Here is a 25024-nt window from a genome sequence, read left to right as displayed (position 1 = left end):
ATGTCGATTCGTTTTAGACTTTTATTATCCAATCTCGCAATGATTTTAGTGCCCATCTTTTTCGTTGTTTTATCTGCACTTTTAATGGCCTTGCTTTTTAGAGGGGATATAAAAGAATTGCGAAACATCTACCTGCCACCGGAGCATTACCATCATATTTCTGAGAAGGATCAATTATATATTGATTTACACAAGGAAACACTGAAAAACCCGGAACAATTTTTGAATCCAACCTATTTAAAAGAAATTGACGGTCAATTAAATAAGGCGGGTAACACTTCATTAGTAGTGAGAAAAGGACAAAACATTGTCTACCTACCAGCAAAATTACAAGGGTTAGACAAGGAGGAACTTCCGCCATTTGGGTTATTTGGAGAAGTTGATCCGGTTGAACAAATTAATCATCAATTTATTTCGATAAAAAAGCTTGATTTTTTCTTTCCTGATGGGTCAGAAGGTTCCTTGTTTTTTGTAACGGATGCCAGCAGTTTTGCCAAATTTGTTCGCTCCTCATTCCCAATTTTATTTATTGTTTTGCTCTTAATTTTAATTGTAACGAATGGTTTACTCACTTACTATGTGTCAAGAAGTATCATCCTTCCTATTCGAAGATTACAGAAAGCTGCTGAGCAAATAAAAGAAGGAAACCTTAATCAACCGATTCCAGTTAAATCCAAGGATGAAATCGGACAGCTTGCCCAGGGGTTTGAGGAAATGAGGGTTAGGTTAAAAGAATCGATTGAAAAGCAGTTAGCCTATGAGGAAAATCGCAAAGAGTTAATCGCCAATATTTCTCATGATCTAAAAACACCGATTACGACCATTAAAGGGTATGTGGAAGGAATTCGCGATGGCGTGGCCAACAGCCCCGAAAAAATTGATCGCTACATTCAAACGATACATTCAAAATCAATCGATTTGGATCATATGATTGATGAACTATTTTTATATTCGAAATTAGACTTACAGCGCCTTCCTTTTCATTTTGAAAACATTCAGTTTGATCACTACCTTCAGGATTTTGTTGAAGAACTGCGGTTTGATTTGGAGGAAAAGAAGGTTGGAATCAGTTTAAATATAGAAAAAAATGGTGATTATCTCATCGTCGCTGACCGTGAGCACCTGAAACGTGTCATAACCAATATTGTCGATAATTCTTTGAAGTATATCGATAAACCGGCCAAGGAGCTTTCCTTTCATTTATCTACAATAGATTCTTATGTTCTTTTCAAAATGAATGACAACGGTCCAGGGATTGAGGAAGAGAAATTACCGATGATTTTTGACCGCTTTTACCGTGTCGATATGGCACGAGGAACGGAAAAAGGCGGTAGTGGCCTGGGGTTATCGATTGCGAAGCGAATCATCGAAGAACATCATGGTTCCATCTGGGCAGAAAGTCAAAAAGGACAAGGAACAACGATTCTTTTTACGTTAAGAAAAGCAGGTGAAGACAATTGAAACGGATCTTAATTATTGAAGATGATAAAAGTATTGCTGAGCTTGAACGGGATTATTTGGAAATAGATGGTTTTTCGGTTGAGATCGCATTAACCGGTGATGAGGGCTTACAAAAGGCTATAAATGAGAAGGTAGATTTGGTATTGCTCGATCTTATGCTCCCAGAGGTTGATGGCTTTCAGATTTGCAAAGCAATCCGAACTGAAAAGGATATCCCCATCCTTATGGTTTCTGCCAAAAAAGAAGACATTGATAAAATCCGTGGCTTGGGACTTGGTGCCGATGATTATATTGTTAAGCCATTTAGTCCGAGTGAGCTGGTTGCAAGGGTTAAGGCGCATCTATCTCGTTATCAAAGACTAATTGGAAGGGAACCGCAAAATGACAGTATTATGGTGCGTGGTCTTCGGATTGATCAAGCTTCAAGACGGGTTTATGTAAATAATCAAGAAGTGGCTGTTACCACAAAAGAATTTGATGTGCTAACCTTCTTTGCGCTCCATCCAAACCATGTCTTTAGCAAAGAGCAGTTATTCGAAAAGTTATGGGGCTTTGATTCGTTGGGTGACATTTCAACGGTTACTGTCCACATTCGAAAAATCCGTGAAAAAATTGAAACGGATCCATCTAATCCTCAATATATCGAAACTGTTTGGGGAGCAGGATACAGATTTAAAGGGTAAAATAGTAAAATTTTTATGATTTTTCCGAAAATCATCAACAACCAAGGAATTCAGATTAGTGAAAAGCTTAAATAAACTTATCGGTTAGTGGAAAGTAGGAGGATTACTAAATGGAGTATTCTGAGGGGAAATATCGTAAGGAAAGTATTGGACGGCAGATGTTGAACAAGGTTCCGGAAGTCACGATTTTCTTCTGGATCATCAAGATCATGGCCACAACTGTAGGCGAAACGGCCGCAGACTTCTTGAATTTCAATTTAAAATGGGGCTTAACTAATACAACGATCGTCATGGCCTGTCTTTTAGTCATTATCCTGTTCTTCCAGTTCCGGTCGAGGAAATACGTGCCAAGTATCTACTGGCTTGCAGTCGTGATGATTAGCATCGTCGGTACGCTTATAACTGATAATTTGGTGGATAACCTTGGCGTATCTCTAGTGACGACAACCGTCTCCTTCAGTCTCGCTCTGGCGGTGGCATTTACAGCCTGGTATGCGAGTGAGAAAACTCTTTCCATTCACTCCATCTACACCACCAAGCGGGAAGCGTTCTATTGGTTGGCTATTTTGTTCACCTTCGCACTAGGTACGGCTGCAGGCGATCTCATCGCAGAGGGGCTTAACCTTGGGTACTGGATGTCAGCGCTGATGTTCGCTGTTCTGATAGGTATCGTTACTATCGCATTTTACCGATTTAAATTGAATGGAGTGCTGTCTTTCTGGATCGCCTACATCCTGACCCGTCCTCTCGGTGCTTCTCTTGGCGATTACCTTTCACAGCCTCGTAAAGATGGTGGTCTAGGTCTAGGAACAGTGGGAACGAGCGCAATCTTCCTAATAACGATTTTATGCTTGGTCATCTATTTAACTAAGACGAGAAGAGACGAGCTTCCTCATTCAACTAATGAATAACATGATGGTTTAAATATAAAACTAATAGAGCTCGCCAATCGGCGAGTTTTCTTTAGGATAGAAAATGAGATAGTAGTGATATTATTTTTATTTCATGGTACTATATGGTAAGTATTTATTGAAAGGATTTTGTTATGAACCTTAAAGTACATCTAGTTATAGCTTTCATCATTAGTTTAGTCTGCGTGATTGGCTTTATCTTTATCTCTTTATTAATAAGTGACCATAAAATTATCGATTTTGATAGCGATGTAATAGCAGCTATTCAGGGGCTTGAATCACCAACCTTAACAAAAGTGATGAAGTTTTTCACCTTAATCGGTTCTTTTTCTGTTGTCAGCGTCATTATTATCATTTTAATAATTTTCCTTTATAAAGTGTTACATCATCGTTTAGAATTAATATTATTCATATCTGCTATTATTGGTTCAGCGGTATTAAACCAAATTTTGAAACTTATTTTTCACCGGGTTCGTCCTGATTTCCATCGCTTAATTGATATTTCAGGGTATAGTTTTCCAAGTGGCCATGCGATGAATGCCTTCACAGTTTATGTCATTCTGTCATTTTTACTCTGGCGCCATATCCCTAGCAGATGGGGAAGGAGTGTCCTGATCATTTTCAGTGTTTTCATGATTATGGCTATTGGGATTAGTCGGATCTATTTAGGTGTCCATTATCCAAGTGATATTATTGGGGGATATCTTGCAAGTGGATTTTGGTTAACTGTTGCAATTTGGTTTTTCCAATTTTACCAAGAAAAGCGTTATAATAAGAAATATAAAAGCGGAACATGATGTTTAGTGATTTTTTAAACTGAAATGCTTCGCTATTGAAAATTGGAGTGATACATATTATAAGAAATAGTATTCCTAACTTATTTACACTGGCGAACTTATTTTTTGGCTTTTTATCCATTATGTATTCAGCGTCAGGGGATTATAAGAATGCGGCCATCCTAATATTAATTGGAATGATGCTTGACAGTATGGATGGAAGGATTGCCAGAATGCTGCGCGTAGAAAGTGAACTTGGTAAAGAACTTGATTCACTGGCGGATATTGTTACCTTTGGTGTTGCACCTGCAATGATGGCCTATTATGCCTATTTTTCTGCCTTTGGCACTATCGGAATGGCTGTTGCCGGTCTTTTCCCTTTATTCGGTGCGTATCGATTAGCTAGGTTCAACATTAACGCCGTTAAATCTTCCCTACAGTACTTTACAGGCGTTCCGATTACAGCGGCGGGCGGCTTATTAACACTATTGACTTTGTTCCATGGTAAAATGTTGGGTTACATCTTCGTAATCGCCTTTTTCCTTTTATGTTATTTGATGGTAAGTACAATTAAAATTCCTAGCCTAAAGGATGTTCCACTGCCAAAATACGGTATTATCATAACGCTATTCCTTGGCTATGCCATTTATATTGTCTTTAAAAAAGAACATCATCGATTCCCGTATTTTATTTATGTCGCAATACCATTATATATTGCATTTATTAGTTACCAATTAATCAAGATAAAAAAGAATAGTCAAAAAAAGAATTAATAAGAAGATAGAGGAGAGCATAAGATGAAAGTCAAAATTAACCGTCATGCGGCTAAAGCGCTGCAAAAAATGTTGGAACAAGAAGAAGCTCAAGGGAAAATGTTCCGAGTTTATGTCACAAGTATTCATGGAGATCATGCACACTATGATTTGATGCTCGATACGCCAACAGAAAATGATGTGGTCGTCAAAAGCGATCGAGAAATTGATTTTATTCTCAATAAAAATAATGAAAATTTGAATAGTATTTGGATTCAATATTTTCACGTCCCGAAAGAGGAATGGTTAATCACCAATCCAACAAAAGGCAGCCACCATCACCACCATTAACATATAAAGCGCTTGGCATATTTTTAAAGCCAAGCGCTTTTTTTGAATATAATATATTCAAAAAACTTGAAATTGTCCGCCTCTTTCTCATATAATCCTAGTATTGCTATCTTAGAAAAAAGGAGATAATTTATGATTCGGCGTTTTTTTTCTTATTATCGACCGCATAGAAGGCTATTTATTTTGGATTTTATCAGTGCAGTCATCGTAGCCATGTTGGAATTAGCCTTTCCGCTTGCGGTGCAATGGTTTATCGATAAACTGCTGCCTGGAGGCGATTGGCATGCGATTGTCACAGTCAGTATCGGACTTTTACTTGTTTATTGTTTGAGTACCTTCTTGCAGTTTATTGTGAATTATTGGGGCCATAAGCTCGGAATCAATATTGAATCAGATATGAGGCAAGAGCTGTTCGAGCATGTCCAAAAACAATCATTCCGGTTTTTCGACAATACGAAAACGGGACATATTATGAGCAGAATAACCAATGACCTATTTGATCTCGGTGAGCTTGCCCACCATGGTCCGGAGGATGTATTCATCGCGCTGATTACTTTTATTGGCGCTTTCTGGATTATGCTGACGATCAACGTAAAATTAGCACTGGTTGCAGTAGTGATTCTGCCTTTTTTAATTATATTGGTTGTCGTCTGCAATTTAAAAATGAACAAAGCTTGGGGCCAAATGTATTCCAGTATCGCAGATGTAAACGCCCGGGTGGAGGACAGTGTTTCCGGCAGCCGTGTGGTTCAATCGTTTACAAACGAAGAATTTGAGATTGCTAGATTTAAAAAGAATAATCAGAGGTACCGCGGGGCTAAACTTGGCGGGTATCGGGTGATGTCCTATAGTCTTTCCGGTATTTATATGATGACCCGGCTGATTACGATTGTTGTTCTCGTTTACGGTGCATGGCTGAGTTTCTCCGGTCATTTGACGTACGGCGAACTTGTCGGTTTTGTCCTTTATGTCAATGTTCTTTTTAAACCGATTGATAAAATCAGCGCCATTATGGAATTGTATCCAAAAGGAATGGCGGGTTTTAAACGGTTTATTGATCTGATTGATTCTGAGCCTGAGGTGCAGGATACAGAGGATGCGGTGGAAGTAGGGTTACTTAAAGGGAACATCGTCTTTGATGAAGTGTCTTTTCGCTATGATAACCATAAATCGGTCCTAGAAAATATTAATTTGAATATCCGTGCCGGTGAGACGGTTGCTTTTGTAGGGCCGTCGGGGGCAGGGAAGACCACGATTTGCTCGTTGATTCCAAGATTTTACGATGTGAATGGCGGCGGCATTTATATTGATGGTCTCGATATTCGCAATATGACCAAAAAATCACTGCGTTCCCAAATCGGCATCGTTCAACAGGATGTGTTTCTGTTTACAGGGACACTTCGAGAAAATATCGCCTATGGAAAGCAGGATGCCACAGATAAGGAAATTGCTGAGGCAGCAAGCAGGGCACATCTTGAAAAGTTTATTGCTTCTTTGCCGGATGGTTACGCGACGCAGATTGGCGAAAGAGGACTCAAGCTTTCAGGCGGTCAGAAGCAGCGGCTTGCGATTGCAAGGATGTTTCTAAAAAATCCACCTATCTTGATATTGGATGAAGCGACGTCCGCTCTCGATACCGAAACAGAAATGGTGATCCAGGAAGCGCTGACAGAGCTTGCCCAAAACAGAACCACACTTATTATTGCCCACAGACTGGCAACAATTCGCAATGCCGACCGGATAATTGTTGTGACCGAGGACGGGATTGCTGAAGAAGGACGACATGATGAGTTAATTGAACAAGGCGGTATTTTTGCCAATCTTCATCGCGTCCAATTTCAGCGATAATTTTATTCTTAATACATGTAGTATGATATACTTAGATTATCAGGCTATGATACTTCTTCCTTCTTCATCTATTTAAGGGATATTTAGAGGTATCGCTTTCCTGATTTTTTTTTGCCCAAATAAACTCGTTAGGAATGATGTGTGATGAAAAATTCGATTCTATTACGTAGAAAAAATAAGCTCATTCTTACTAGCGGGCATAGTGTGCTTCCTGATACTTATTTAGCGACTGCGCTGAAAAATATTGAAAATTTAGGTTACACGTTCTCAGAAGAGTTAATCGAGGCAGTCCGGACGATGTCTGAAGCTGACTTTATCAATTTTTATAAAGGATTGGTCCAGGACCTTAAAGAAATGGTTGGTGCACATCGGACATTTCAGCCGATGTATCCGAATTTTCCGTCGCAGGTGATGGAAATAGAGAATGTCGACCTTTATCTAAATGCAATTATTCACTATTGTTCTGCTTTTGTTCATGATGTATCAGGGTTAAGCTTTCAGAATGAAGGTCTTCCAATTTACAAAGTGGAGGAACGATTCCCGCTCATCGAAGAACCAGATGTGAAGGTAATTGGACTTGCTGCGGAGGAAGAATTCCTGGAAATCATTCGACAATTGATAGCTGCGAAAACGAGCATCTCAGTAGTAGATAAGGGTGATGTTGCTTGGACGATTGAAAATATCACTAATGTAAGTTTGATTTTACCAGATGAGATTCCGTTAAAAGAGAATATTGGCTTTGTAGTGTCGCAACTTTTGAAAAATGAAAAAGCGGATGCAGCTGTCATTTCTCGTTATTTTAAGACGGCAACGGATGTGCTTCGTTTAGCTGCTGCCCTTTCAGACGGTGATGTTAGTTTAGCGGGCAGCACCCGTTTTAAGAATTTCAAACGGCCGGAACGGCGGCTGCTCCTTAGCCTTTTAGAAGGTTGCGGCAATCTCACCGAAGACATGATTCGTCATAAGGAAATGTGGAAGCGGCTTGGTGAAAGGCTCCATCCTGCCGAGTATAAAAGCCGCTATAAAAATGTTAACCGAGCATTTGACATCATCCGTAATAATATTCCGTTTACAACGTTCGGAGGAAGGGTGGAAGGAGCATTGCTGGATAGGGATTTAGCTACTGCCGTTTCCCTGCTTAAAACACGCCCAGGTGAGTTTGCGAGAAGATTGGATCATCTCCTAAGGATTTCAGAAGATGTCGTGCCGGTTATAAATGAGTTCGGCGCAGTAGTGAACGCTGTTGCAACACCAGTCCTTTTGCAAGTCCTTGCTCATTTTAAACAGCGCGGTAAACCAACCGACATCCGGGTCTTCTTCCCGAAAGGTAATGTACAGAAAGCTGTTGCCATAAATAATGAACTAAATGTACTCGAGGAATCGGTTTGTGAGCAAATCACTGCCTTGATTGAAGCAGCACTGATTAGCCGATTCGCTCAGCTTCCGGGACTTGGAAAAATTGTTCTGGATAAGGAATTGCGAAATTATCTCGTGCCATTTTCACAGCGTTCTGCTTCGAAAGCATTGCGCACACTCGTCCGCGGCAGCAAATTGGATATGCCGATTGGCGATACCATCCGTTTCTTTCTTTGGTGGAAAGAAGGAATGATTAAGGGGGTACCGACAGGCCGGGTGGATATTGATTTGTCAGCAGTCATATTTGATGAAAATTGGCAGTATCTTGAGCATATTTCCTACACGAATCTTCGTTCTGCCAAGTACAATGCTGTCCATTCCGGTGATATCACTAGTGCTCCAAATGGTGCATGCGAGTTCATTGATTTAGACATTCCAAGTGTTCTGGCTAACGGCGGCAGGTATGTGGTGATGGATATCATCTCCTATACCGAACATGCTTTTTGTGATATGCCTGAATGCTATGCTGGCTGGATGAGTCGTAAGCAGCCGAATTTAGGTGAAATTTTCGAACCAAAAACAGTGGTCGATAAAATTGATGTTGCCGCCGATACTACATTTTGCATACCAGTGATTTTAGATCTTGCGGAACGAAAAGTAATCTGGACAGACCTGGCACTTCGAAGCCATCCGGAATACTACAACAATATTGAAGGCAATTTAACCGGAATCGCCGCCACGGGTAAGGCAATGACTTCATTAGTGAAGCCAAACCTTTATCAATTGTTCGAGCTCCACGCACGTGCCCGAGGGGAATTGGTAATTGAGAAGGAAGAGGCTGATACAATTTTTTCCGTTAAGGAAGGAATCACTCCGTTCGATATCGAAAAAATTATCGCTGAATATTTAATTTGAAAAGGAAGGCTGCGAATTTATCGCAGTCTTTTTATAAGTTTGATATAAATATGTTATGTAAACCCGAGCCAGGACTTTTGATAAATAACATTAGAAAGTGTTAACCTAGATAGGAAAAGTAGGAAAGGAGCAAGTTGGCGCAGATGGAAAAAGACAAAATGGAGAAACCAATCAAGCTTATTGCCCTCGATATGGATGGCACACTCTTAAATAACAAAGGACAGATAACGGAGGCGAACCGTCAAGCAATCAAGGCTGCACAGGATAGGGGAATATTTGTTGTGCTTAGCACAGGAAGATCATTGCTTACCTGCCGGGAGCACGCCGATGCGCTTGAGCTTAGTTCCTATTTGGTAACTGTTAATGGCAGTGAAATCTGGGACGATAAACGGGAGCTGGTCGAGAGGAATTTGGTGAAATCGGAGCTAGTGGAATGGATGTGGAATCTAACCCGCGAGCATAAGACGAAATTTTGGGCGATAAGTACAGAGCAAAATTGGCATGATGAAATGCCGGAAGATATACATACGCTTGAATGGCTGAAATTTGGATTTAATATTGAAAATGATGAAACAAGGGAACTAATTTTACGGGAGCTCGAAGCTAGAGGTGAATTTGAACTAAGTAATTCAACCTTGAAAAACATCGAGGTAAATCCTGCTGGAATTAACAAAGCTAACGGATTGAAAATTGTTTGCAGCCGGCTTGGAATCGCGATGGAAAATGTCATGGCCGTTGGTGACAGTTTAAATGATCTGGCGATGATTACGGAAGCTGGACTTGGTGTAGCGATGGGAAATGCACAAGAGAAAGTGAAGAAGGCAGCAGACTGGGTTACTACAACTAACGAAGAAGATGGCGTTGCAAACGCAATCCACAGATGGGTTATTCAAATATAAAAATTTTTTCATGTTATTTTCCAATTTGCTGTGTATAAGAGGTTAGTTGATTGGTAAAAATAATTGAGCAAGTATAATTTGCAAAATCATGTAATTGTTACATGCTAGGAGGCTACAAAGGAATGGAACATGGTAAAGTAAAATGGTTTAACAGTGAAAAGGGTTTTGGGTTTATTGAGCGTGAAGGCGGCGAGGATGTATTCGTCCACTTCTCGGCAATTCAAGGCGAGGGATATAAATCCTTAGACGAGGGTCAAGAGGTAACGTTTGAAATCGAAAACGGCCAACGCGGACCACAAGCGGTAAATGTCCATAAAGCATAATTTACCAAAACAGACTCCATATGAATGTGGAGTCTGTTTTTTTTGTTTATTATGGTGAATTAACTTCCTTGACTCTGCCGACCTGTCCATCTGTCAGTCTTACTTTAATGCCGTGGGGGTGAAAGCTGGACTTGGTTAATATGTCCTTAACAACCCCAGCAGTAAGTTTGCCACTTCTTTGATCTGCTTTTAGGACGATTTTGACAGGAGCTCCCGGGAGAATGTCTTTCCTATTTTGCCCGTTAGACACCCATTTTTCTCCGAGAATTACTCACTTTTTTCGTCTGTTGGCTTTGCAGCTTTTTGGTTGCCTGTGAGCCATTGGCGTTTGCATTTCCGGCTGCTGCTTTGTTTTTCTTATTTTCAAGCTGCTGTTTCATCGCTTCTTGTAAGCTAATTTTCTTCTTTGGCTCTTCGTTTTGCTGTGATTGATTAGATTCACTCATATAAATCCTCCTATAAACAGTATTATGTCCAGTATAAACTATTTTTTTGTTTATTAAAAATCCATCTTCCCAATTAACACAAAAATTTTAGGACATTATTCGGTAATTTTGGAATAACATCCATTATTTTTAATACTTATGTAGTAACGGGTACATGTTATCCAGTTAATAGTTAATGCTTAATTATATTAATTATAAATAAGTATTGATTATTATTTTATTTATATTATAATGTAATAAATCATTAAAAAATAGTTTACGAGGTGAGGGAATGAGTAAAGAAAACAAACAGTTAACAACAGGTACCGGAGCTCCAGTCGGTGATAACCAAAATTCAATGACCGCAGGAATGCGAGGACCAACATTGATTCAAGACGTCCATCTAATTGAGAAATTAGCACACTTTAACCGCGAACGTGTACCAGAGCGTGTTGTGCATGCTAAAGGTGCCGGGGCCCATGGGTACTTCGAGGTAACAAATGACATGTCATCCTATACAAAGGCCAAATTATTTAATGGGGTTGGGAAGCGGACACCCATGTTTATTCGTTTCTCAACTGTAGCGGGAGAATTGGGTTCGGCGGATACTGTCCGGGATCCACGCGGCTTTTCAGTGAAGTTTTATACAGAAGAAGGAAACTATGATCTTGTCGGAAATAACACCCCGATTTTCTTTATTCGTGATGCGATTAAATTTCCTGATTTCATTCATACGCAAAAAAGAGATCCAAAATCACACCTGAAAAATCCGAATGCCATCTGGGATTTCTGGTCCTTATCACCTGAATCCTTACACCAGGTTACATACTTAATGGGTGACCGAGGAATTCCTTCTTCACTTCGTCATATGAATGGCTATGGCAGCCATACCTTCAAATGGGTGAATGAGGACGGGGAAGCCGTGTGGGTAAAATATCACTTTAAAACGGAGCAGGGCGTCAAAAACATGACGAATGAGGTTGCAGGCAAATTGGCTGGTGAAAACCCGGATTATCATACTGAAGATTTGTTTAATGCGATTGACAAAGGTGACTTCCCGGCGTGGAGGCTGCACGTGCAAATCATGCCATTTGAAGATGCCGAAACGTACCGTTTTGATCCATTTGATGTCACAAAGGTCTGGTCTCATAAAGATTATCCGTTAATTGAGGTAGGCCGAATGGTGCTAAATCGCAACCCGGAGAACTACTTTGCAGAAGTGGAGCAGGCAACATTCTCCCCTGGAACTATGGTGCCTGGTGTTGAAGCTTCGCCGGATAAGATGCTCCAAGGGCGTATTTTCGCTTATTCTGATGCACACCGTTATCGTGTCGGACCGAACCATAATTTGCTCCCGATTAACCGGCCAAAAGTGGAAGTAAATAACTATCAACGCGACGGTGCGATGCGTTCTGACAATAATGGCGCCGGTTCCGTTTACTATGAACCAAACAGCTATGGGGGACCTAAGGAAGCACCTGAGTATAAACAAACGGCCTTCCAGGTTACAGGTGTGGCTGAACAGGTTTCGTATGATGAACACGATCATTACACGCAAGCGGGGGACCTTTACCGTTTAATGTCAGAGGAAGAACGGGCCCGGTTGGTAGAAACAGTCGTCGGAGCGATGAAGCCGGTTGAGAGAGACGACATCAAGCTTCGTCAGATTCAGCATTTTTATAAAGCGGATCCAGACTATGGCGAGCGGGTGGCAAAAGGGTTAAATTTAGCGCTTCCGCACAGTATTTTAAAATAATTCATACACAGGCAGCCTATTGATATGGGCTGCTTATTTTTTCCAATTTGTTATATAAAAATTATTATTTTGATTTTTTCGTCGAAATTTCTTTGCAGGATATTTCGGGATATTATTCGAATTATAGAAATATGATAGATAAAAAGGGGGGATTAGCTTGGCTATCCAAGTGATTGAAAAAGAAGAAATGAACGTAGTAGGAATTTCCTGGAATGGTACTTACGCACAGATGGAAAAGATTCCAAGTCTTTTTACAAAATTGAGGGGACTTCTTAAAGAGGTACCCAATCAAAAGAAAGAAGACGTGTTGATTGCTCCTTTTCATATAAGGGAAACAGAGATTACCTATTATGTTACCACTCCTGTTGATGTAATTGATGAAATTCCGGATGGTATGGTTGGGTTTACAATTCCACGGAAAAATTATGTTTTCGGTGTCCATAAAGGCAGGATTGAGGATGTTGAAAATACATATCACCGAATGTACCAATGGATGAATGAATACGGCTATGACCAAGATCACCAGGCATTATGTCTTGAAATTTATAAAGAAGAGCATAAACTCCAAAATCTGACTGGAGATCTGCATTTTGAAATTTATTTACCAGTTAAAGTGTATGAAAAATAGCAATTGACGCTTTTGTTTGCCATTTGATGTTTACAATTTTATTAGTTTATAGAATAATAAGGTTAGCCAATAAAAAATATGATGAAAAAACAGGTGCTGAAGTTTTAAAAGACTTAAAGCTTAATAGGGAAGTTGGTAGAAGCCGACGCGGTCCCGCCACTGTATATGGGAGCAGCCTATAACATGTCACTGTCGAGAAGATGGGAAGACATAGACTGTGATGATCATGAGCCAGGAAACCTGCCTGTTTTTAACACCTACAGCCTACGCGGATAGGAGAGTGTTAAGAATAGAAGCGGTTTTTTCGTTTCCAAAACTTAACTAGATGACACTCCTCCTCCTTTTTGGGGGATTTTTTTATGGTGATTTTAATAATGAAGGGATGTCAGACGAAGAATGAATAACAAAAAAAATCTAGCAATGGTTCTGCTGCTAGTGTTTGCGCTTTTTACAAGCGGATTTCAAACGCCTGTTTTAGCAGCGAATCAAGAGAAACAAGGCACGATCACAGTTATTGGGACAGATGCAGCCAATCCGCTGTTACCGGAAACAACAGTCCAATTCGGTGAAAGTGAGACTGCAACCCAAGCCTTAGTTAATGCAGTCGGAGAAAGCAATATTGAGTTTACAGATACTACATATGGAAAAATGTTAACTGCGATTAAGGGAGAAAAGGCTGAAGGAAATCATTTTTGGGCTTTCTTTATTAACGGCGTCTCCGCCCAGGTTGGTGCCGATACCTATGTCGTTCATAATGGTGACAAATTAACCTTCCGTCTTACGGATTGGACCAAAACCCCAGAAACTATGGTTTCGCTCAAGGTCGTCGATGGAGATAAAAAGATTGTCAATAATCTATCCGATATTGAAGTGATCGGCACTCCGACTGCCTTTCAGCTTTTACAAGTGGCACTTGGTCCGGAAAAGGTTGGCTTTAGCGAAACACAATACGGGAAGATGATTACGTCGATTAACGGACTGGAAGCAGAAGGGACAAATTACTGGGCATTTTACATTGATGGCCAAATGGCCACTACGGGTGCAGACAGCTACCCGCTTAAGCCCGGTAACCAGATAAGCTTTCAGCTGGAATCATGGCAGGATGTTCCCGAGGATGGCGGGGATGGTCAAACAAATCCAAACCCAAACCCTCCGGCAGGAACGGTTTCAGAAGCCGCTCTTCAAGCTGCTATTGACGCAGTGAGCCAATATGCTTTAAATTCTCAAATCGGTGAATGGGAAGCGATTGCCCTAAAACAGGCTGGGAAAACCATCCCTGCGAGCTATTTGGAAGCTGTTAAAGGGCTTGTCAAAGAAAGAGAAGGAAAATTCACGCGCATCACAGATACAGAGCGGTATGTACTGGGAATTCTGGCAGCAGGCGGTGACCCAGCCAATATCGAAGGCTATGACCTTGTTCAAGCAATTTACAATGGAAATGTCACAAAACAAGGATTAATTGGTGTCTCCTATGCGTTAATTGCCTTGGACAGTGCGGAATTCTCCGTTCCAGCTGATGCGTTGTGGACTAAAGATAAGCTGGTAAACTATTTAGCTGAAAAACAAAACGCAGACGGCGGCTGGGCATGGGATGAAAGCTCAACAAGTGACATTGACACGACTGCGATGATTGTTACAGCACTTGCACCATATCAGAATCAAGCAGGGGTTAAAGAGAAAGTGGACGCTTCCATTGAATATTTAGCGGCCCAATATCAGGCGGCGAAGATTGATAACAGTTCAACAGCGGCCCAAGTGATTATTGCCTTATCTGCTTTAGGAATGGATGCGAATGCTTCATTATTTGCTAGTGACAACAGCAGTCTGTTTCAGTATTTCTTATCGTTCCAAAATGCCGATGGCGGTTTTGATTGGCAAGGCGGCGATGTAAGTGATGTTTTTACCACTTCTCAAGCATTCCAGGCACTAGTGGCCTATCAGCTTTTTTCACAAGGGAAGGGGTCGTTGTACCAATTACCGTTAGCAGCAGAACAGAAACCTGATGTGGAGAGTCCTGAAGTGGAAAGCCCACAAGTGGAAGAGCCAATACTAGAAGCTCCTGTGGAAGGAAAAGGGGTGGAAACCGTGAAGGGCCATACTCTTCCAAATACAGCAGCCAATATGTATAACCTGCTGGCATTAGGTTTATTCTTCATGATGGCCGGAAGCGTGTTTTATATGATGCAAAGGAAACGTAAGGCGTAAAAACCTTTGTGCCCCCTCTGATTGTCGACTCGGAGGGGGCATGGATAGGAGGGACACACACACCATGAAGAGAATCTTAAAAGCAACTGCATTATTATTCGTTTTGTTTGCTGCCTTCAGTTTGGCTGGCTGTGGTTCGACCATGGATACCGCGAAGGAAACTAAGAAAGAAGCAGTAAAAACGGCAGAAACTGCGAAACAGGCGGAACAAAAGCAACAAGTGGAAGAAAGTGCTAAGGTAGATGCAGCCGAAGAGAAACAGACAGCACCAGAGAAGGTAGCTGAATCAGCTAGTATTCCATCGGAAGAAAAGGAAACAGAACAGCCGGCTGCAAAACCGGAAACACCTAAACAAAATGCTCCAGCGAGCCAGGCGAAACCTGAAACAAGTAAGGCTAATACGGCGGCGTCCCCAAGCAAAAGCAGTCCGGCACCAGCCGCTCAGCCAAGTAAGCCAGCAGCACCAAGCACCCCGCCACCAACAGATCCGCCAAAGGAAACGCCAAAACCTGAATTGGCAGTGACCATTTCGATTGCCGGACCAGAGTCCGGACCAAAGGATAAGCGCACAATTCTTGGTGCAACAAAGGTAAATTTTAAAGACGGGGCAACGATTTTTGATATTATTTCACAAACAGCCAAAAAACAAGGTATCGTAGTTGATTCGAGAGGCAGCGGAGCCACTGCCTATATCGAAGGAATTGACAATATATATGAGTTTGATTATGGTGTCAAGAGCGGCTGGATATTTAAACAAAATGGTGTTAGTCTAACAAAAAGTATCGGAATTGTAAAAGTAAAAGACGGTGATCGGATTGAATGCTTCTATACTGAATAACGAGGGGAGAAACAAGTAATGGAAAACCGGTTTGCACGCTTCCATCCGCTTGTTTCTTTCCTTTTCTATGCCGGGTCAGTATCACTGTTAATCCTAATGCTCCATCCCATCTTTTTAGGGACAGCGTTAGTAATTATTGTGTTAATTAATTTTTTCCATGATCGCTTATCAGGACTGCGGCGCTGGAAGTTTTTTCTCATTACGACTTTTATATTGATGATTATCTTGAATCCATTATTTAATGAAAGAGGCCGGCATTTGTTATTCGAGGTGGGGACTCATCGGGTAACATTGGAAGCAGTTGTTTATGGCGGCATGAATGCAATGTCCATTATCGGGGTGATAGCCCTATTTGTTTCCTACAACGTCGTCATGCCACCGAATAAGCTTTTATTTTTATTCGCAAAAATCTTGCCTCAGTTTGCTGTCCTGCTTATGCTGACATTGCGCTTTATTCCATTAATGAGGAGGAGATTGGAAGAAATTTCAGTCGTACAAAGGAGTAAGGGAATTTCCGTGAGTCACGGTAAATGGAATCGAAGAGTAAGGACGGGGATGCTTTATGTTCAAACCCTGTTGACCTATTCGCTGGAAGAGGCGATTCAAACAGCGGACTCCATGAAAGCGAGGGGCTATGGAATGGGCACCCGTTCATCTTATGAATATTTTAAATTTCGAAATGCAGATGTGCTGGCAATCATTTATCTTGTCATCCTACTCTCCTTGATTATTTATTGCCGATCTTTTGGCTATGGCTTTTTAACCGTGTATCCAGTCATGGAAGCATGGAAATTATCACATCTAGATATGGGGGCGCTAACATGCTATCTGATGTTTTTATGTTTCCCACTATTCGTTGAAGCAGGTGGATGGTACCGATGGCGTTTATCGAATTAACAAATGTAACATTTACATACCCGGATTGTTCAGAACCAGCGATAAACAATCTTTCATTAAAAATTAACAAAGGCCAATTTGTCGTCCTTTTTGGTGCCTCAGGTTCTGGGAAAAGTACACTTTTAAAACTTTTGAAAAAAGAAATTCAACCACACGGAAAGCTTTTGGGCCAGATTGTAATTGATGGACAGCCTGTTCAGGAAACAGAAGGCCTTGCCAACGATATTGGCTTTGTTTTTCAGGATCCGGAAAATCAGCTGGTTGCGGATGATGTTCTCCATGAAATGGTCTTTGGGCTTGAAAATATCGGATTGCCGCCAAATGAAATGAGGAGCCGGGTCGCGGAAATGGTCCATTTCTTTGGTGCTGAATCGCTGCTAGCGAGGAAATCACATCAGCTTTCCGGCGGGAAAAAGCAGCAAATTAATCTGGCATCGGTATTGTTAATGCAGCCGAATATTTTATTATTAGATGAGCCAACAGCCCAGCTTGATCCTGTTAGTACAAGAGAATTTTTAGATATGCTTAAGCGGCTGAACGATGAATTTGGGATGACGATTATTCTTGCTGAGCACCGTCTTGAGGAAGTGTTTACTTTAGCGGATCAAATTATCATGATGGAAAAAGGCCAGGTTCAAATAGAAGGAGAGCCAAAGGAGGTCATTCCAAAGATTTGGAATTCTGCAAACAAAGACTATGTCCCTAGTATTCCTGCGTTATTTTTGAGTATGAACGGCGAGGGAAGTGTACCTTTAACCGTGAAAGAAGGCCGGAGCTGGGTGCAAAGGGCAATGGCGGATCCTTATGGTGAGAAAGAGCAAGTTTCGACACCTCTCCTTGATGATGTTCGGATTAGGGCGAAATCGATTTCTTTTCGCTATGAGAAAAAATCCGACTTTATTTTGAATGAGCTTGATTTGAGCCTGAAAAAAGGGGAGTTTTACGCGCTATTGGGCGGGAACGGTTCTGGAAAATCGACGTTATTAAAGGTGATGGCCGGACTATTGAGGCCGGAAGTTGGAAAAGTTTTTTATGATAAAAAGGCTTTGAAAAGCTATAAGGATCATGAATTAACAAGGAGAATCGGCTATTTGCCCCAGAATCCAAAACTCTTTTTTCTTCAAGATACGGTTGAAAAAGAAATCCTGGAGACCATCGACCAGTGGGAATTGGCTGATGCCACTGAAGCAGACAACCTGTTAAACCAATTAGGGATTGCTCATGTGAAAACAAGTCATCCATATGACTTAAGCGGCGGGGAGCTCCAAAAGGCGGCGCTTGCTTGTTTGCTGTTACGAAAGCCTGAAATACTTCTGCTGGATGAGCCGACAAAAGGATTGGACCCAATTTCTAAAAGAAGATTAGCAGAAATTCTCCTTGAACTTAATGCAGCAGGCATGACCATTTTCATGTCCACACATGACATAGAGTTTGCGGCCCGGTATGCAACAAAATGCGGGATGATGTTTCAAGGGAACATAACCTCAGAGGACATACCGAGGAGATTCTTTAAAGGAAATTTCTTTTATACGACGATGATTCAAAGAATCTTCCGCGATTTGGTGCTTAGGGTTCCGATGACGCTTGAGGAGGTTAGCCGGCAGTGCGCTTCAATAGAAAAGCTGTAAAAACAATAGTGCTCCTCTTGCTTGCTTTGGGCTTCTTGCTGCTGACTATTTGGTTTGAAAATGCTTATATGTGGTTAAGCTTCGGATTTGTCATCCTTTCAATTTTGTTGTTTTTGGTTCGTTTTGAAAGCAGGAAAGTGGAGCCGAGGGAATTGGTTCTTTTGGCTGTTTTAGCTGCGATTGCGGCAGTGGGGCGGATTCCGTTTGCCAGTATCCCTAGTGTGCAGCCGACTACTTTTGTCATTATGATGTCGGGATATGTTTTTGGCGCTGAAAGCGGGTTTGTGATTGGTGCTGTAGCAGCACTTGCTTCCAATATGATAATGGGGCAAGGTCCGTGGACACCATGGCAAATGACGGCTTGGGGATTGGTTGGGCTTACGGCAGGGTTATTGCGGAGGACATGGTTTATGAATTTGAAATGGGGCCGGATTCTCTTCGGTGCTGTTTGGGGATTTTTGTTCGGCTGGATTATGAACATTTGGGGATTTTTAGCTGTGATCCAGTCCGGCAGCGGAGTAAGTTTAAAAGCATTTCTTCTCTATTTTGCTGGCAGCGCTATGTTTGACACATTTCATTCCGTCTCAAACGTAATTTTGTTACTGGTGTTTGGAGATGTTTGGTTAAAAATATTAACAAGATTTAAGCGGAAATATGGGCTGCTTGAGTAAAAATGTGAAAACGTGTTGGGTGTGTTTTAGAAGTTGAAAATGATTCTTTTTCCCACGTTTCGGGCACTATGAACTGCTCTCAGTGCCCGAGCGGCAGGTTATTTTCACGTTTCGGGCACTATGACCCGCTCTTAGTGCCCGAGCGGGTGGTTATTTTCACGTTTCGGGCACTATGAACTGCTCTCAGTGCCCGAGCGGCAGGTTTTTTTCACGTTTAGGGCACTATGAATTGCTCTCAGTGCCCGAGTGACTGGTTTTTTTCAGGTTTCGGGCACTATGACCCGCTCTTAGTGCCCGAGCGGGTGGTTTTTTTCAGGTTTCGGGCACTATGAATTGCTCTCAGTGCCCGTGTGACTGGTTTTTTTCAGATTTTGGGCACTATGAATTGCTCTCAGTGCTCGTGTGACTGGTTTTTTTCAGATTTCGGGCACTATGAATTCGCTCTCAGTGCCCGAGCGGGTGGTTTTTTTCAGGTTTCGGGCACTATGAACCACTCTCAGTGCCCGTGTGACTGGTTTTTTTCAGGTTTCGGGCACTATGAATTGCTCTCAGTGCCCGAGCGGCTGGATATTTTCCCGTTTCGGGTACTATGAACTGCTCTCAGTGCCCGTACGTCTGTTTTTTTTCCCGTTTCGGCCCTATGACCCGCTCTCAATAGTCCTCATTGGTGCCCGTTTTGTCTTTTTTGTGCCAAAAGTGGTCACCACAATAGGCATTTTTTATCCCACTGTCCTAAGCTGCCTATCTTTTGTAAGACAAATAGCACGCCGTTGAACGGCGTGCTATTTTCCAATGCTTTTCGCTTTTTCGATTAATGAATCAATACCTTCTCCAATCTTATATAACGCCTTGTCCAAGCCCTTTTTCCAGCCTGGAGCTTTTTCTTTTATGGTTGAACCAATCTCTTGGGCGTTTTTATTTAATTCTTCGCCTATTTTCTTCGCCTGTTCATTGATGCTTTGCTTAGGAGGTGCTTCGCCTGCCAGCTGGGCATTAATCGAACCAACCTCAAAGTTTTCTTTTGGCAGATGGCGCAATGACTCACTCATAATTTCTTTGAAAATCGGCACCACATTGGACGAGCTTGAACTCGGCAGGTAATGCTCGCGGTCCGTTTTGTCATAACCAATCCAAATCGCGCCGACAAGGTTAGGGGTATATCCGACCATCCATTGATCCTTTGTTCCATTTACATTGTTAAACGGTAGCTGTGTCGACCCTGTTTTGCCGGCAATTTGCACATTTGGTATTTGGGCGCGTTTACCTGTGCCGGTTTCCACGACATTAAGAAGCATTGAGGTCATTTCGCCAGCCACTTTACCCGAAGTCACCTTAGTCGTCTTTGCTTTTCGTTCGACAATGATATTCCCTGTCGGGCCGACAATTTTTGTTATTAGATGGCTTTCCTTCCGCGTCCCGCCATTAGGAAAGGCGGAAAAGGCATTCGCCATTTGCAGCGGCGAAACTCCCTTACTCATGCCGCCTAGCGCAATCGCTAAATTCTTGTCTTCCTTTACCACAGGAATGCCAAATCGATTTAAGGCATCAAGCCCCTTGTTTAAGCCGAACTCATTAAGGAGCCAGACAGTGGGAATATTTAACGAATCTTCGAGTGCTTTATACATTGGCACTTTTCCTTGATAGGTTTTTGAGAAATTTTCCGGTTTGTAATTTTTTCCGAATGTAGTTGGCTCATCCACTAATTCAGATGAATAGGTGTAACCATTCTCAAGTGCAGGTGTATAGACAACCAGCGGTTTTATCGTTGAACCAGGCTGGGCCTGTAATTGGGTCGCCCGGTTAAATCCGCGGAATACATGCTCACCACGCCCGCCGACAAGGGCGCGGACACCGGCGGAAGCGGGATCCATTAACACAGAGCCGCTTTGAACTAAGGTATTTCCTTTTCCGCTTGGAAACAACGCGTTATTTTGATACACTTTTTCAAGTCCTGCTTGCAGGTTTTGATCCATTTCCGTATAAATCCGGTATCCTCGTGTTAAAATCTCTTCCTGCGTTAATCCATAGCGGTTGATCGCCTCATTTAACACGGCGTCAACATAATAAGGATATTTTCGCTCTACAAAACTGCCGCCGCCATCGTGAAGGCGGATTTTTTCTTGTTTTGCCGCAGCGGCTTCATCAGCGGTAATCATTCCCAGTTCGTTCATTTTTTCTAAGACTACATTTCGTCGTTTTATCGCCAGATCATAATTTTTATATGGGTCCAGGTAATTTGGCGCATGGAGGAGTCCTGCAAGCATTGCGGCTTCGCTGATGCTGACATCTTTAATGTCTTTATTAAAGTATTTTTTCGAGGCATTGCCGATTCCCCAGGCACCGCTCCCGAAATAAACTTGATTGAGATACATTTGCAGAATCTCATCTTTTTTATAAACCTTTTCGATTTTTACTGCTAAAAATAATTCCTCGGCCTTTCGTTTATAGGTGCGTTCCGGTGATAAAAGCGCATTTTTCGTTAACTGTTGTGTCAACGTACTGCCGCCACCAGTAATTCTTCCGTGAAGCAAGTTGCCGAAAAAAGCACGGGCGATTCCCTTGACATCAAAGCCGCCATGTTCATAAAAGCGCTCATCTTCAATCGCCACGACAGCATTTGGCACAAACTTCGGCAGTTCGGCAATTTTCACGCCTTTCGTTCGATTGGTAGCAACATTGCTGGCCACTTTGCCATTTATATCATAGATGACCGTCGGCTCATTCAAGCCTTCCTGAAGCGATTGCACATTTGCTCTTGTGGCGAGCCAGGCAAAATATAGAATTACCGACAGCACGACAACCAGGAGGAGTAACAGTAAAATTTGTGTGAGGTGTTTCCGTTTCCAGAAACGGACAATCATTTCCCATAATGAATGCAGTTTATCCATACATTCTCCTTACTTTTTAAAAAGGATTTTTCAATTCATTTATTATAAGTTTTTCCGGGTGAAAAGACTAGTAAAAGCATTTTTTTGCTACTACTATACCCTTTTTACGTAAATTTATAAATTTTTTTAAATTTTATGTAGGGGTTTGTTAAATGTCCTTCGTCTATTAGGGTGAAATGATAGGGAGGAAGAAATAATGATTACAATAAAAAAGTTAAGCCATGATTTTGTGATTGGAAAAAAAGGAAGACAAACGATTATTCCGGTACTTAGAGATATTTCTTTTTCGGTGGAAAAAGGGGAAATTGTTACGATTGTGGGCAGAAGTGGCTCGGGGAAATCGACGCTATTAAATTTGGTCAGCGGTTTTATTCATCCTAAAGAGGGTGAAATCTGGATTAGTGGGGAAAAGGTTTCTGACATGAATGAAGCGAAATTTGCAGATTTCCGGATTCATAACCTCGGATTTATTTTTCAAAGCTTTCAATTGATTCCTAGTATGACAGCCTTTCAAAATGTTGAATTGCCGCTGATATTAAAAGGGATAAATGAGGGCGATCGAAGAAAGCAAACCGAGGAGATGCTGAAGAAAGTCGGGCTGCTGGACTATCAGGATCATTATCCTGGGGAACTGTCCGGCGGGCAGCAGCAGCGGGTCAGTATCGCCCGTGCCTTGATTATCAATCCGCCCCTTATCCTTGCTGATGAACCAACAGGGAGTCTTGATAGTGAAACAGAGGAAGAATTACTGCAATTCATCAAGGAATTGAATCGGGATATGGGTATTACGTTTTTGATTATTACCCACGATGATAAGGTGGCAGAAATTGGTGATCGTACCATTGAATTAAGGGATGGGCGGATTGTTGAGGAGGTTAGATTGCTATGCAACTAAAAGATCAATTTCGCTTCGTGCGCCAAAATATGAAGAAAAATAAAACGCGCGTGTTTATGACGATTCTGGCAACGGCGATGGGCTGTGCTTTTCTGATCGTTCTAGCGTCGGTTGGTTTTGGCTTGCAAAAATCGGTTGTCAAGGAAATGACCGAACGGCGCGTCATCACGCAAATAGATGTTCACGGGAAAGAGGGGGATGACGGAGGCAGTTTTCGACCTATAAACAAGAAAGATATTCAAATTTTTGAAGAGGTTAAAGATGTTAAGGCCGTTACTAGACGAAAAATGCTCCAGCAGGAAGGCAATTTTTCGATTGGAAACTATCAAGAACCGGCGCAAACGTTTGTCGCAAACTTCCCATCAGAAGTGAAAGCGGGTCTTGAATTGTCAGAGGGCAGGCTCCCAAAGGGGCAGGATGAAGTGGTAGTTGGTTACAATTTTCCGCTAAATCTTGCTTCTAAGGACGCTCCTGATGATCGGTATGACAATAAGAGTCAATTAAAGACAGAGTACCGCTACAGCGGCAAATTGATTGGCGAGAAACTTGAATTAACGGTTAGACAGTTGAAGGATGGGAAACAAGAGGAAAAGACGATTCCTTTGACAGTGGTAGGAATTTCGAAAAAGCCGACAAAAGAGTGGGCGGAAGATAGAAGCGTATTTATTTCTGATACGATATTAACAGAAATTGAGAATTTTACTGGGACGCCTAAGGGGTATTTACTTGATGCCAATAGTGAAGTTCCAACGGATCAAGATATCCATGAAAATTCGTTTGATGAAGTGAAGATTTATGCGAAAAATATGGAGGCAGTCCAAGGTATTTCAGATCAGTTAAAAGATCTGAAATACGCAACCTATTCAGTTGTGAATGAATTGAAAGAAGTCAATATGATTTTTATGATTGCGAAGGCAGGGCTCATCTTTATCGGGACGATTGCCATTCTTATTGCGTCTATTGGAATTTATAATACAATGACGATGGCGGTTACCGAGCGGGCTCCTGATATTGGCATTATGAAAGCAATTGGTGCAAATCCAAAAACAATCAAGCGGATTTTTCTGCTTGAAAGCAGCTATATAGGCTTGATCGGTGCTCTCATCGGAACGCTCGTTTCTTACGGGATTAGTTACGCAGTCAATTTTGCGATTCCATTAATCATTAAACAAGCATTCGGAAAAGAGACAGAACTTAATATCATTTTTAGTGACATTCCGCTTATATTACCGGTTATTTGTATTTTAATTTGTTATGGGGTGACGATTATCTCTGGATACCGACCGGCGCAACGGGCAACGAGAGTGGATGTTTTAAAAGCGATGCGCAGAGAAGTCTAATAAATCGCGAAAACCTATGATTATCGTAGACAACCATTTCTTAGTACAAGCATATGTTAATAGAAAGAGTATTAACATATAGGAAGGGGATGGGATGATGATAAACTGGAAAGTCCGTTTTAGAAACCGAAACTGGGTGATTGCGTTTATTTCACAGCTGTTGATTGTCGCACAGTTAGTATTGGCGGCGTTAAACTCTTTACACATAACCGATTTTCAATTAACAGATGCCATTCAGAGTAATATCATTGCCTTGGCGAATGCCGTATTTGTATTGCTCTCTATGCTGGGGCTCGTACAGGATCCAACCACAAAAGGGTATGGCGACAGTGACCGGGCGTTAAAATACGAAGATCCAAATTAATCTCTTTAAGTCAGCTTCCTAGGGAGCTGACCTTTTTATAAAAAATGTCTAATTTGCCAAAAGGGGTCGAAAAGTAGCCAAAAGGGGTCGAAAAGTAGCCAAAACGGGTGAAAAAATAGCCAAAACAGGTAAGAAAATAGCCAAAACCCCTAAGAAAATAGCCAAAACAAAAATCCTTCTTCTTTCAATCGAAAAAAGTGAGTCAAGTCTTCAA

At 41.6% G+C, this 25024-nt stretch carries 23 protein-coding genes and 1 riboswitch; of the genes, 20 read left to right on the top strand and 3 right to left on the bottom strand.

Annotated features, from left to right (window positions below; all coding sequences use genetic code 11):
* The 10 genes from BANVL01_RS08990 to BANVL01_RS08945 all read left to right on the top strand — a co-directional run bounded on the left by BANVL01_RS08990 (nt 1) and on the right by BANVL01_RS08945 (nt 10275).
* Nucleotides 1-1461, top strand: coding sequence for a sensor histidine kinase (locus BANVL01_RS08990; RefSeq protein WP_066086040.1), 1461 nt, complete (start codon nt 1-3; stop codon nt 1459-1461).
* Nucleotides 1458-2144 (top strand): response regulator transcription factor, encoded by a 687-nt coding sequence (locus tag BANVL01_RS08985; protein WP_066086041.1) that lies wholly within the window; start codon nt 1458-1460, stop codon nt 2142-2144. The genes BANVL01_RS08990 and BANVL01_RS08985 overlap by 4 nt, the downstream gene beginning before the upstream one ends.
* A 110-nt stretch (nt 2145-2254) precedes the next feature.
* Complete coding sequence (locus tag BANVL01_RS08980; RefSeq protein ID WP_066086044.1) at nt 2255-3055, top strand: COG4705 family protein; 801 nt, start codon at nt 2255-2257, stop codon at nt 3053-3055.
* 134 nt (nt 3056-3189) lie between these two features.
* Nucleotides 3190-3852: a phosphatase PAP2 family protein gene (locus tag BANVL01_RS08975; protein ID WP_066086046.1), complete on the top strand. Its 663-nt coding sequence runs from the start codon at nt 3190-3192 to the stop codon at nt 3850-3852.
* A gap of 47 nt (nt 3853-3899) precedes the next feature.
* Complete coding sequence (pssA, locus tag BANVL01_RS08970) at nt 3900-4604, top strand: CDP-diacylglycerol--serine O-phosphatidyltransferase (RefSeq protein ID WP_082804939.1); 705 nt, start codon at nt 3900-3902, stop codon at nt 4602-4604.
* Between the two features lie 24 nt (nt 4605-4628).
* Complete coding sequence (locus BANVL01_RS08965; protein ID WP_066086049.1) at nt 4629-4934, top strand: tudor domain-containing protein; 306 nt, start codon at nt 4629-4631, stop codon at nt 4932-4934.
* 132 nt (nt 4935-5066) lie between these two features.
* Nucleotides 5067-6782, top strand: coding sequence for an ABC transporter ATP-binding protein (locus tag BANVL01_RS08960; RefSeq protein ID WP_066086052.1), 1716 nt, complete (start codon nt 5067-5069; stop codon nt 6780-6782).
* A 144-nt stretch (nt 6783-6926) separates the two neighbouring features.
* Nucleotides 6927-9053, top strand: a complete 2127-nt coding sequence (locus BANVL01_RS08955) for a TerD family protein (protein WP_066086054.1) — start codon at nt 6927-6929, stop codon at nt 9051-9053.
* A 143-nt stretch (nt 9054-9196) separates the two neighbouring features.
* Nucleotides 9197-9952: a Cof-type HAD-IIB family hydrolase gene (locus BANVL01_RS08950; RefSeq protein ID WP_066086057.1), complete on the top strand. Its 756-nt coding sequence runs from the start codon at nt 9197-9199 to the stop codon at nt 9950-9952.
* 122 nt (nt 9953-10074) lie between these two features.
* Nucleotides 10075-10275 carry a cold-shock protein gene (locus BANVL01_RS08945; RefSeq protein ID WP_066086058.1) on the top strand — a complete coding sequence of 67 codons (201 nt, stop codon included), beginning with the start codon at nt 10075-10077 and terminating at the stop codon, nt 10273-10275.
* Nucleotides 10276-10324: 49 nt separating this feature from the next.
* Here BANVL01_RS08945 and BANVL01_RS08940 read toward each other — a convergent pair whose 3' ends face one another.
* A complete protein-coding gene (locus tag BANVL01_RS08940; protein WP_066086061.1) occupies nt 10325-10525 on the bottom strand; it encodes a YwbE family protein in 201 nt (66 codons plus the stop codon).
* On the bottom strand, nt 10518-10721 hold the full coding sequence (locus tag BANVL01_RS08935; RefSeq protein ID WP_066086064.1) for a hypothetical protein: 204 nt from the start codon (nt 10719-10721) through the stop codon (nt 10518-10520). Before BANVL01_RS08935 ends, BANVL01_RS08940 begins: the two co-directional genes overlap by 8 nt.
* Before the next feature lie 271 nt (nt 10722-10992).
* On the opposite strand from BANVL01_RS08935, the gene katA reads away from it, so the two are divergent.
* The 7 genes from katA (at nt 10993) to BANVL01_RS08900 (ending at nt 19323) form a co-directional block, all read left to right on the top strand.
* Entirely contained in the window at nt 10993-12456 is a 1464-nt protein-coding gene (gene katA, locus BANVL01_RS08930) for a catalase KatA (RefSeq protein WP_066086068.1), read from the top strand.
* Between the two features lie 157 nt (nt 12457-12613).
* Entirely contained in the window at nt 12614-13084 is a 471-nt protein-coding gene (locus BANVL01_RS08925) for a GyrI-like domain-containing protein (RefSeq protein ID WP_066086071.1), read from the top strand.
* Nucleotides 13085-13158: 74 nt separating this feature from the next.
* Nucleotides 13159-13346: riboswitch (cobalamin riboswitch) on the top strand.
* Between the two features lie 134 nt (nt 13347-13480).
* The gene (locus BANVL01_RS08920) at nt 13481-15289 is read left to right on the top strand and encodes a DUF4430 domain-containing protein (protein WP_066086072.1); all 1809 of its coding nucleotides are present in this window, start codon (nt 13481-13483) and stop codon (nt 15287-15289) included.
* A 64-nt stretch (nt 15290-15353) separates the two neighbouring features.
* Complete coding sequence (locus BANVL01_RS08915) at nt 15354-16127, top strand: DUF4430 domain-containing protein (protein WP_066086075.1); 774 nt, start codon at nt 15354-15356, stop codon at nt 16125-16127.
* A gap of 18 nt (nt 16128-16145) precedes the next feature.
* Nucleotides 16146-17024, top strand: a complete 879-nt coding sequence (locus tag BANVL01_RS08910) for an energy-coupling factor transporter transmembrane component T (protein WP_066086078.1) — start codon at nt 16146-16148, stop codon at nt 17022-17024.
* A complete protein-coding gene (locus BANVL01_RS08905; RefSeq protein ID WP_066147812.1) occupies nt 17006-18652 on the top strand; it encodes an ABC transporter ATP-binding protein in 1647 nt (548 codons plus the stop codon). The genes BANVL01_RS08910 and BANVL01_RS08905 overlap by 19 nt, the downstream gene beginning before the upstream one ends.
* Nucleotides 18628-19323, top strand: coding sequence for an ECF transporter S component (locus tag BANVL01_RS08900; RefSeq protein ID WP_235845517.1), 696 nt, complete (start codon nt 18628-18630; stop codon nt 19321-19323). The genes BANVL01_RS08905 and BANVL01_RS08900 overlap by 25 nt, the downstream gene beginning before the upstream one ends.
* 782 nt (nt 19324-20105) lie before the next feature.
* Here the strand turns inward: BANVL01_RS08900 and BANVL01_RS08895 are convergent.
* The gene (locus BANVL01_RS08895; protein ID WP_066086083.1) at nt 20106-22211 is read right to left on the bottom strand and encodes a transglycosylase domain-containing protein; all 2106 of its coding nucleotides are present in this window, start codon (nt 22209-22211) and stop codon (nt 20106-20108) included.
* 196 nt (nt 22212-22407) lie between these two features.
* Between BANVL01_RS08895 and BANVL01_RS08890 the strand changes: the two genes are divergently transcribed.
* From BANVL01_RS08890 to BANVL01_RS08880, 3 genes are all read left to right on the top strand, one after another.
* Complete coding sequence (locus BANVL01_RS08890) at nt 22408-23106, top strand: ABC transporter ATP-binding protein (RefSeq protein ID WP_066086086.1); 699 nt, start codon at nt 22408-22410, stop codon at nt 23104-23106.
* Complete coding sequence (locus BANVL01_RS08885; protein ID WP_066086089.1) at nt 23097-24446, top strand: ABC transporter permease; 1350 nt, start codon at nt 23097-23099, stop codon at nt 24444-24446. Before BANVL01_RS08890 ends, BANVL01_RS08885 begins: the two co-directional genes overlap by 10 nt.
* Before the next feature lie 97 nt (nt 24447-24543).
* Nucleotides 24544-24810, top strand: a complete 267-nt coding sequence (locus BANVL01_RS08880; protein WP_066086091.1) for a phage holin — start codon at nt 24544-24546, stop codon at nt 24808-24810.
* Nucleotides 24811-25024: the final 214 nt, after the last annotated feature.

The organism is Neobacillus novalis NBRC 102450 (genome assembly GCF_001591805.1).
Taxonomy (GTDB): Bacteria; Bacillota; Bacilli; order Bacillales; family Cytobacillaceae; genus Neobacillus; species Neobacillus novalis.
Note: the sequence above shows the minus strand (reverse complement) of the source record. Positions and strands in the feature narration are given on the sequence as shown.

Excerpts from the sequence above, each read along its gene's own strand:
- BANVL01_RS08990 (WP_066086040.1), top strand. The coding sequence starts at position 1 with ATGTCGATTCGTTTTAGACTTTTATTATCCAATCTCGCAATGATTTTA.
- BANVL01_RS08980 (WP_066086044.1), top strand. The coding sequence starts at position 2,255 with ATGGAGTATTCTGAGGGGAAATATCGTAAGGAAAGTATTGGACGGCAG.
- BANVL01_RS08935 (WP_066086064.1), bottom strand. The coding sequence starts at position 10,721 with ATGAGTGAATCTAATCAATCACAGCAAAACGAAGAGCCAAAGAAGAAA.
- BANVL01_RS08905 (WP_066147812.1), top strand. The coding sequence starts at position 17,006 with ATGGCGTTTATCGAATTAACAAATGTAACATTTACATACCCGGATTGT.
- BANVL01_RS08910 (WP_066086078.1), top strand. The coding sequence starts at position 16,146 with ATGGAAAACCGGTTTGCACGCTTCCATCCGCTTGTTTCTTTCCTTTTC.
- BANVL01_RS08890 (WP_066086086.1), top strand. The coding sequence starts at position 22,408 with ATGATTACAATAAAAAAGTTAAGCCATGATTTTGTGATTGGAAAAAAA.
- BANVL01_RS08880 (WP_066086091.1), top strand. The coding sequence starts at position 24,544 with ATGATAAACTGGAAAGTCCGTTTTAGAAACCGAAACTGGGTGATTGCG.
- BANVL01_RS08885 (WP_066086089.1), top strand. The coding sequence starts at position 23,097 with ATGCAACTAAAAGATCAATTTCGCTTCGTGCGCCAAAATATGAAGAAA.
- BANVL01_RS08920 (WP_066086072.1), top strand. The coding sequence starts at position 13,481 with ATGAATAACAAAAAAAATCTAGCAATGGTTCTGCTGCTAGTGTTTGCG.
- BANVL01_RS08945 (WP_066086058.1), top strand. The coding sequence starts at position 10,075 with ATGGAACATGGTAAAGTAAAATGGTTTAACAGTGAAAAGGGTTTTGGG.
- BANVL01_RS08965 (WP_066086049.1), top strand. The coding sequence starts at position 4,629 with ATGAAAGTCAAAATTAACCGTCATGCGGCTAAAGCGCTGCAAAAAATG.
- BANVL01_RS08915 (WP_066086075.1), top strand. The coding sequence starts at position 15,354 with ATGAAGAGAATCTTAAAAGCAACTGCATTATTATTCGTTTTGTTTGCT.
- BANVL01_RS08895 (WP_066086083.1), bottom strand. The coding sequence starts at position 22,211 with ATGGATAAACTGCATTCATTATGGGAAATGATTGTCCGTTTCTGGAAA.
- BANVL01_RS08960 (WP_066086052.1), top strand. The coding sequence starts at position 5,067 with ATGATTCGGCGTTTTTTTTCTTATTATCGACCGCATAGAAGGCTATTT.
- BANVL01_RS08950 (WP_066086057.1), top strand. The coding sequence starts at position 9,197 with ATGGAAAAAGACAAAATGGAGAAACCAATCAAGCTTATTGCCCTCGAT.
- BANVL01_RS08955 (WP_066086054.1), top strand. The coding sequence starts at position 6,927 with ATGAAAAATTCGATTCTATTACGTAGAAAAAATAAGCTCATTCTTACT.
- katA (WP_066086068.1), top strand. The coding sequence starts at position 10,993 with ATGAGTAAAGAAAACAAACAGTTAACAACAGGTACCGGAGCTCCAGTC.
- BANVL01_RS08975 (WP_066086046.1), top strand. The coding sequence starts at position 3,190 with ATGAACCTTAAAGTACATCTAGTTATAGCTTTCATCATTAGTTTAGTC.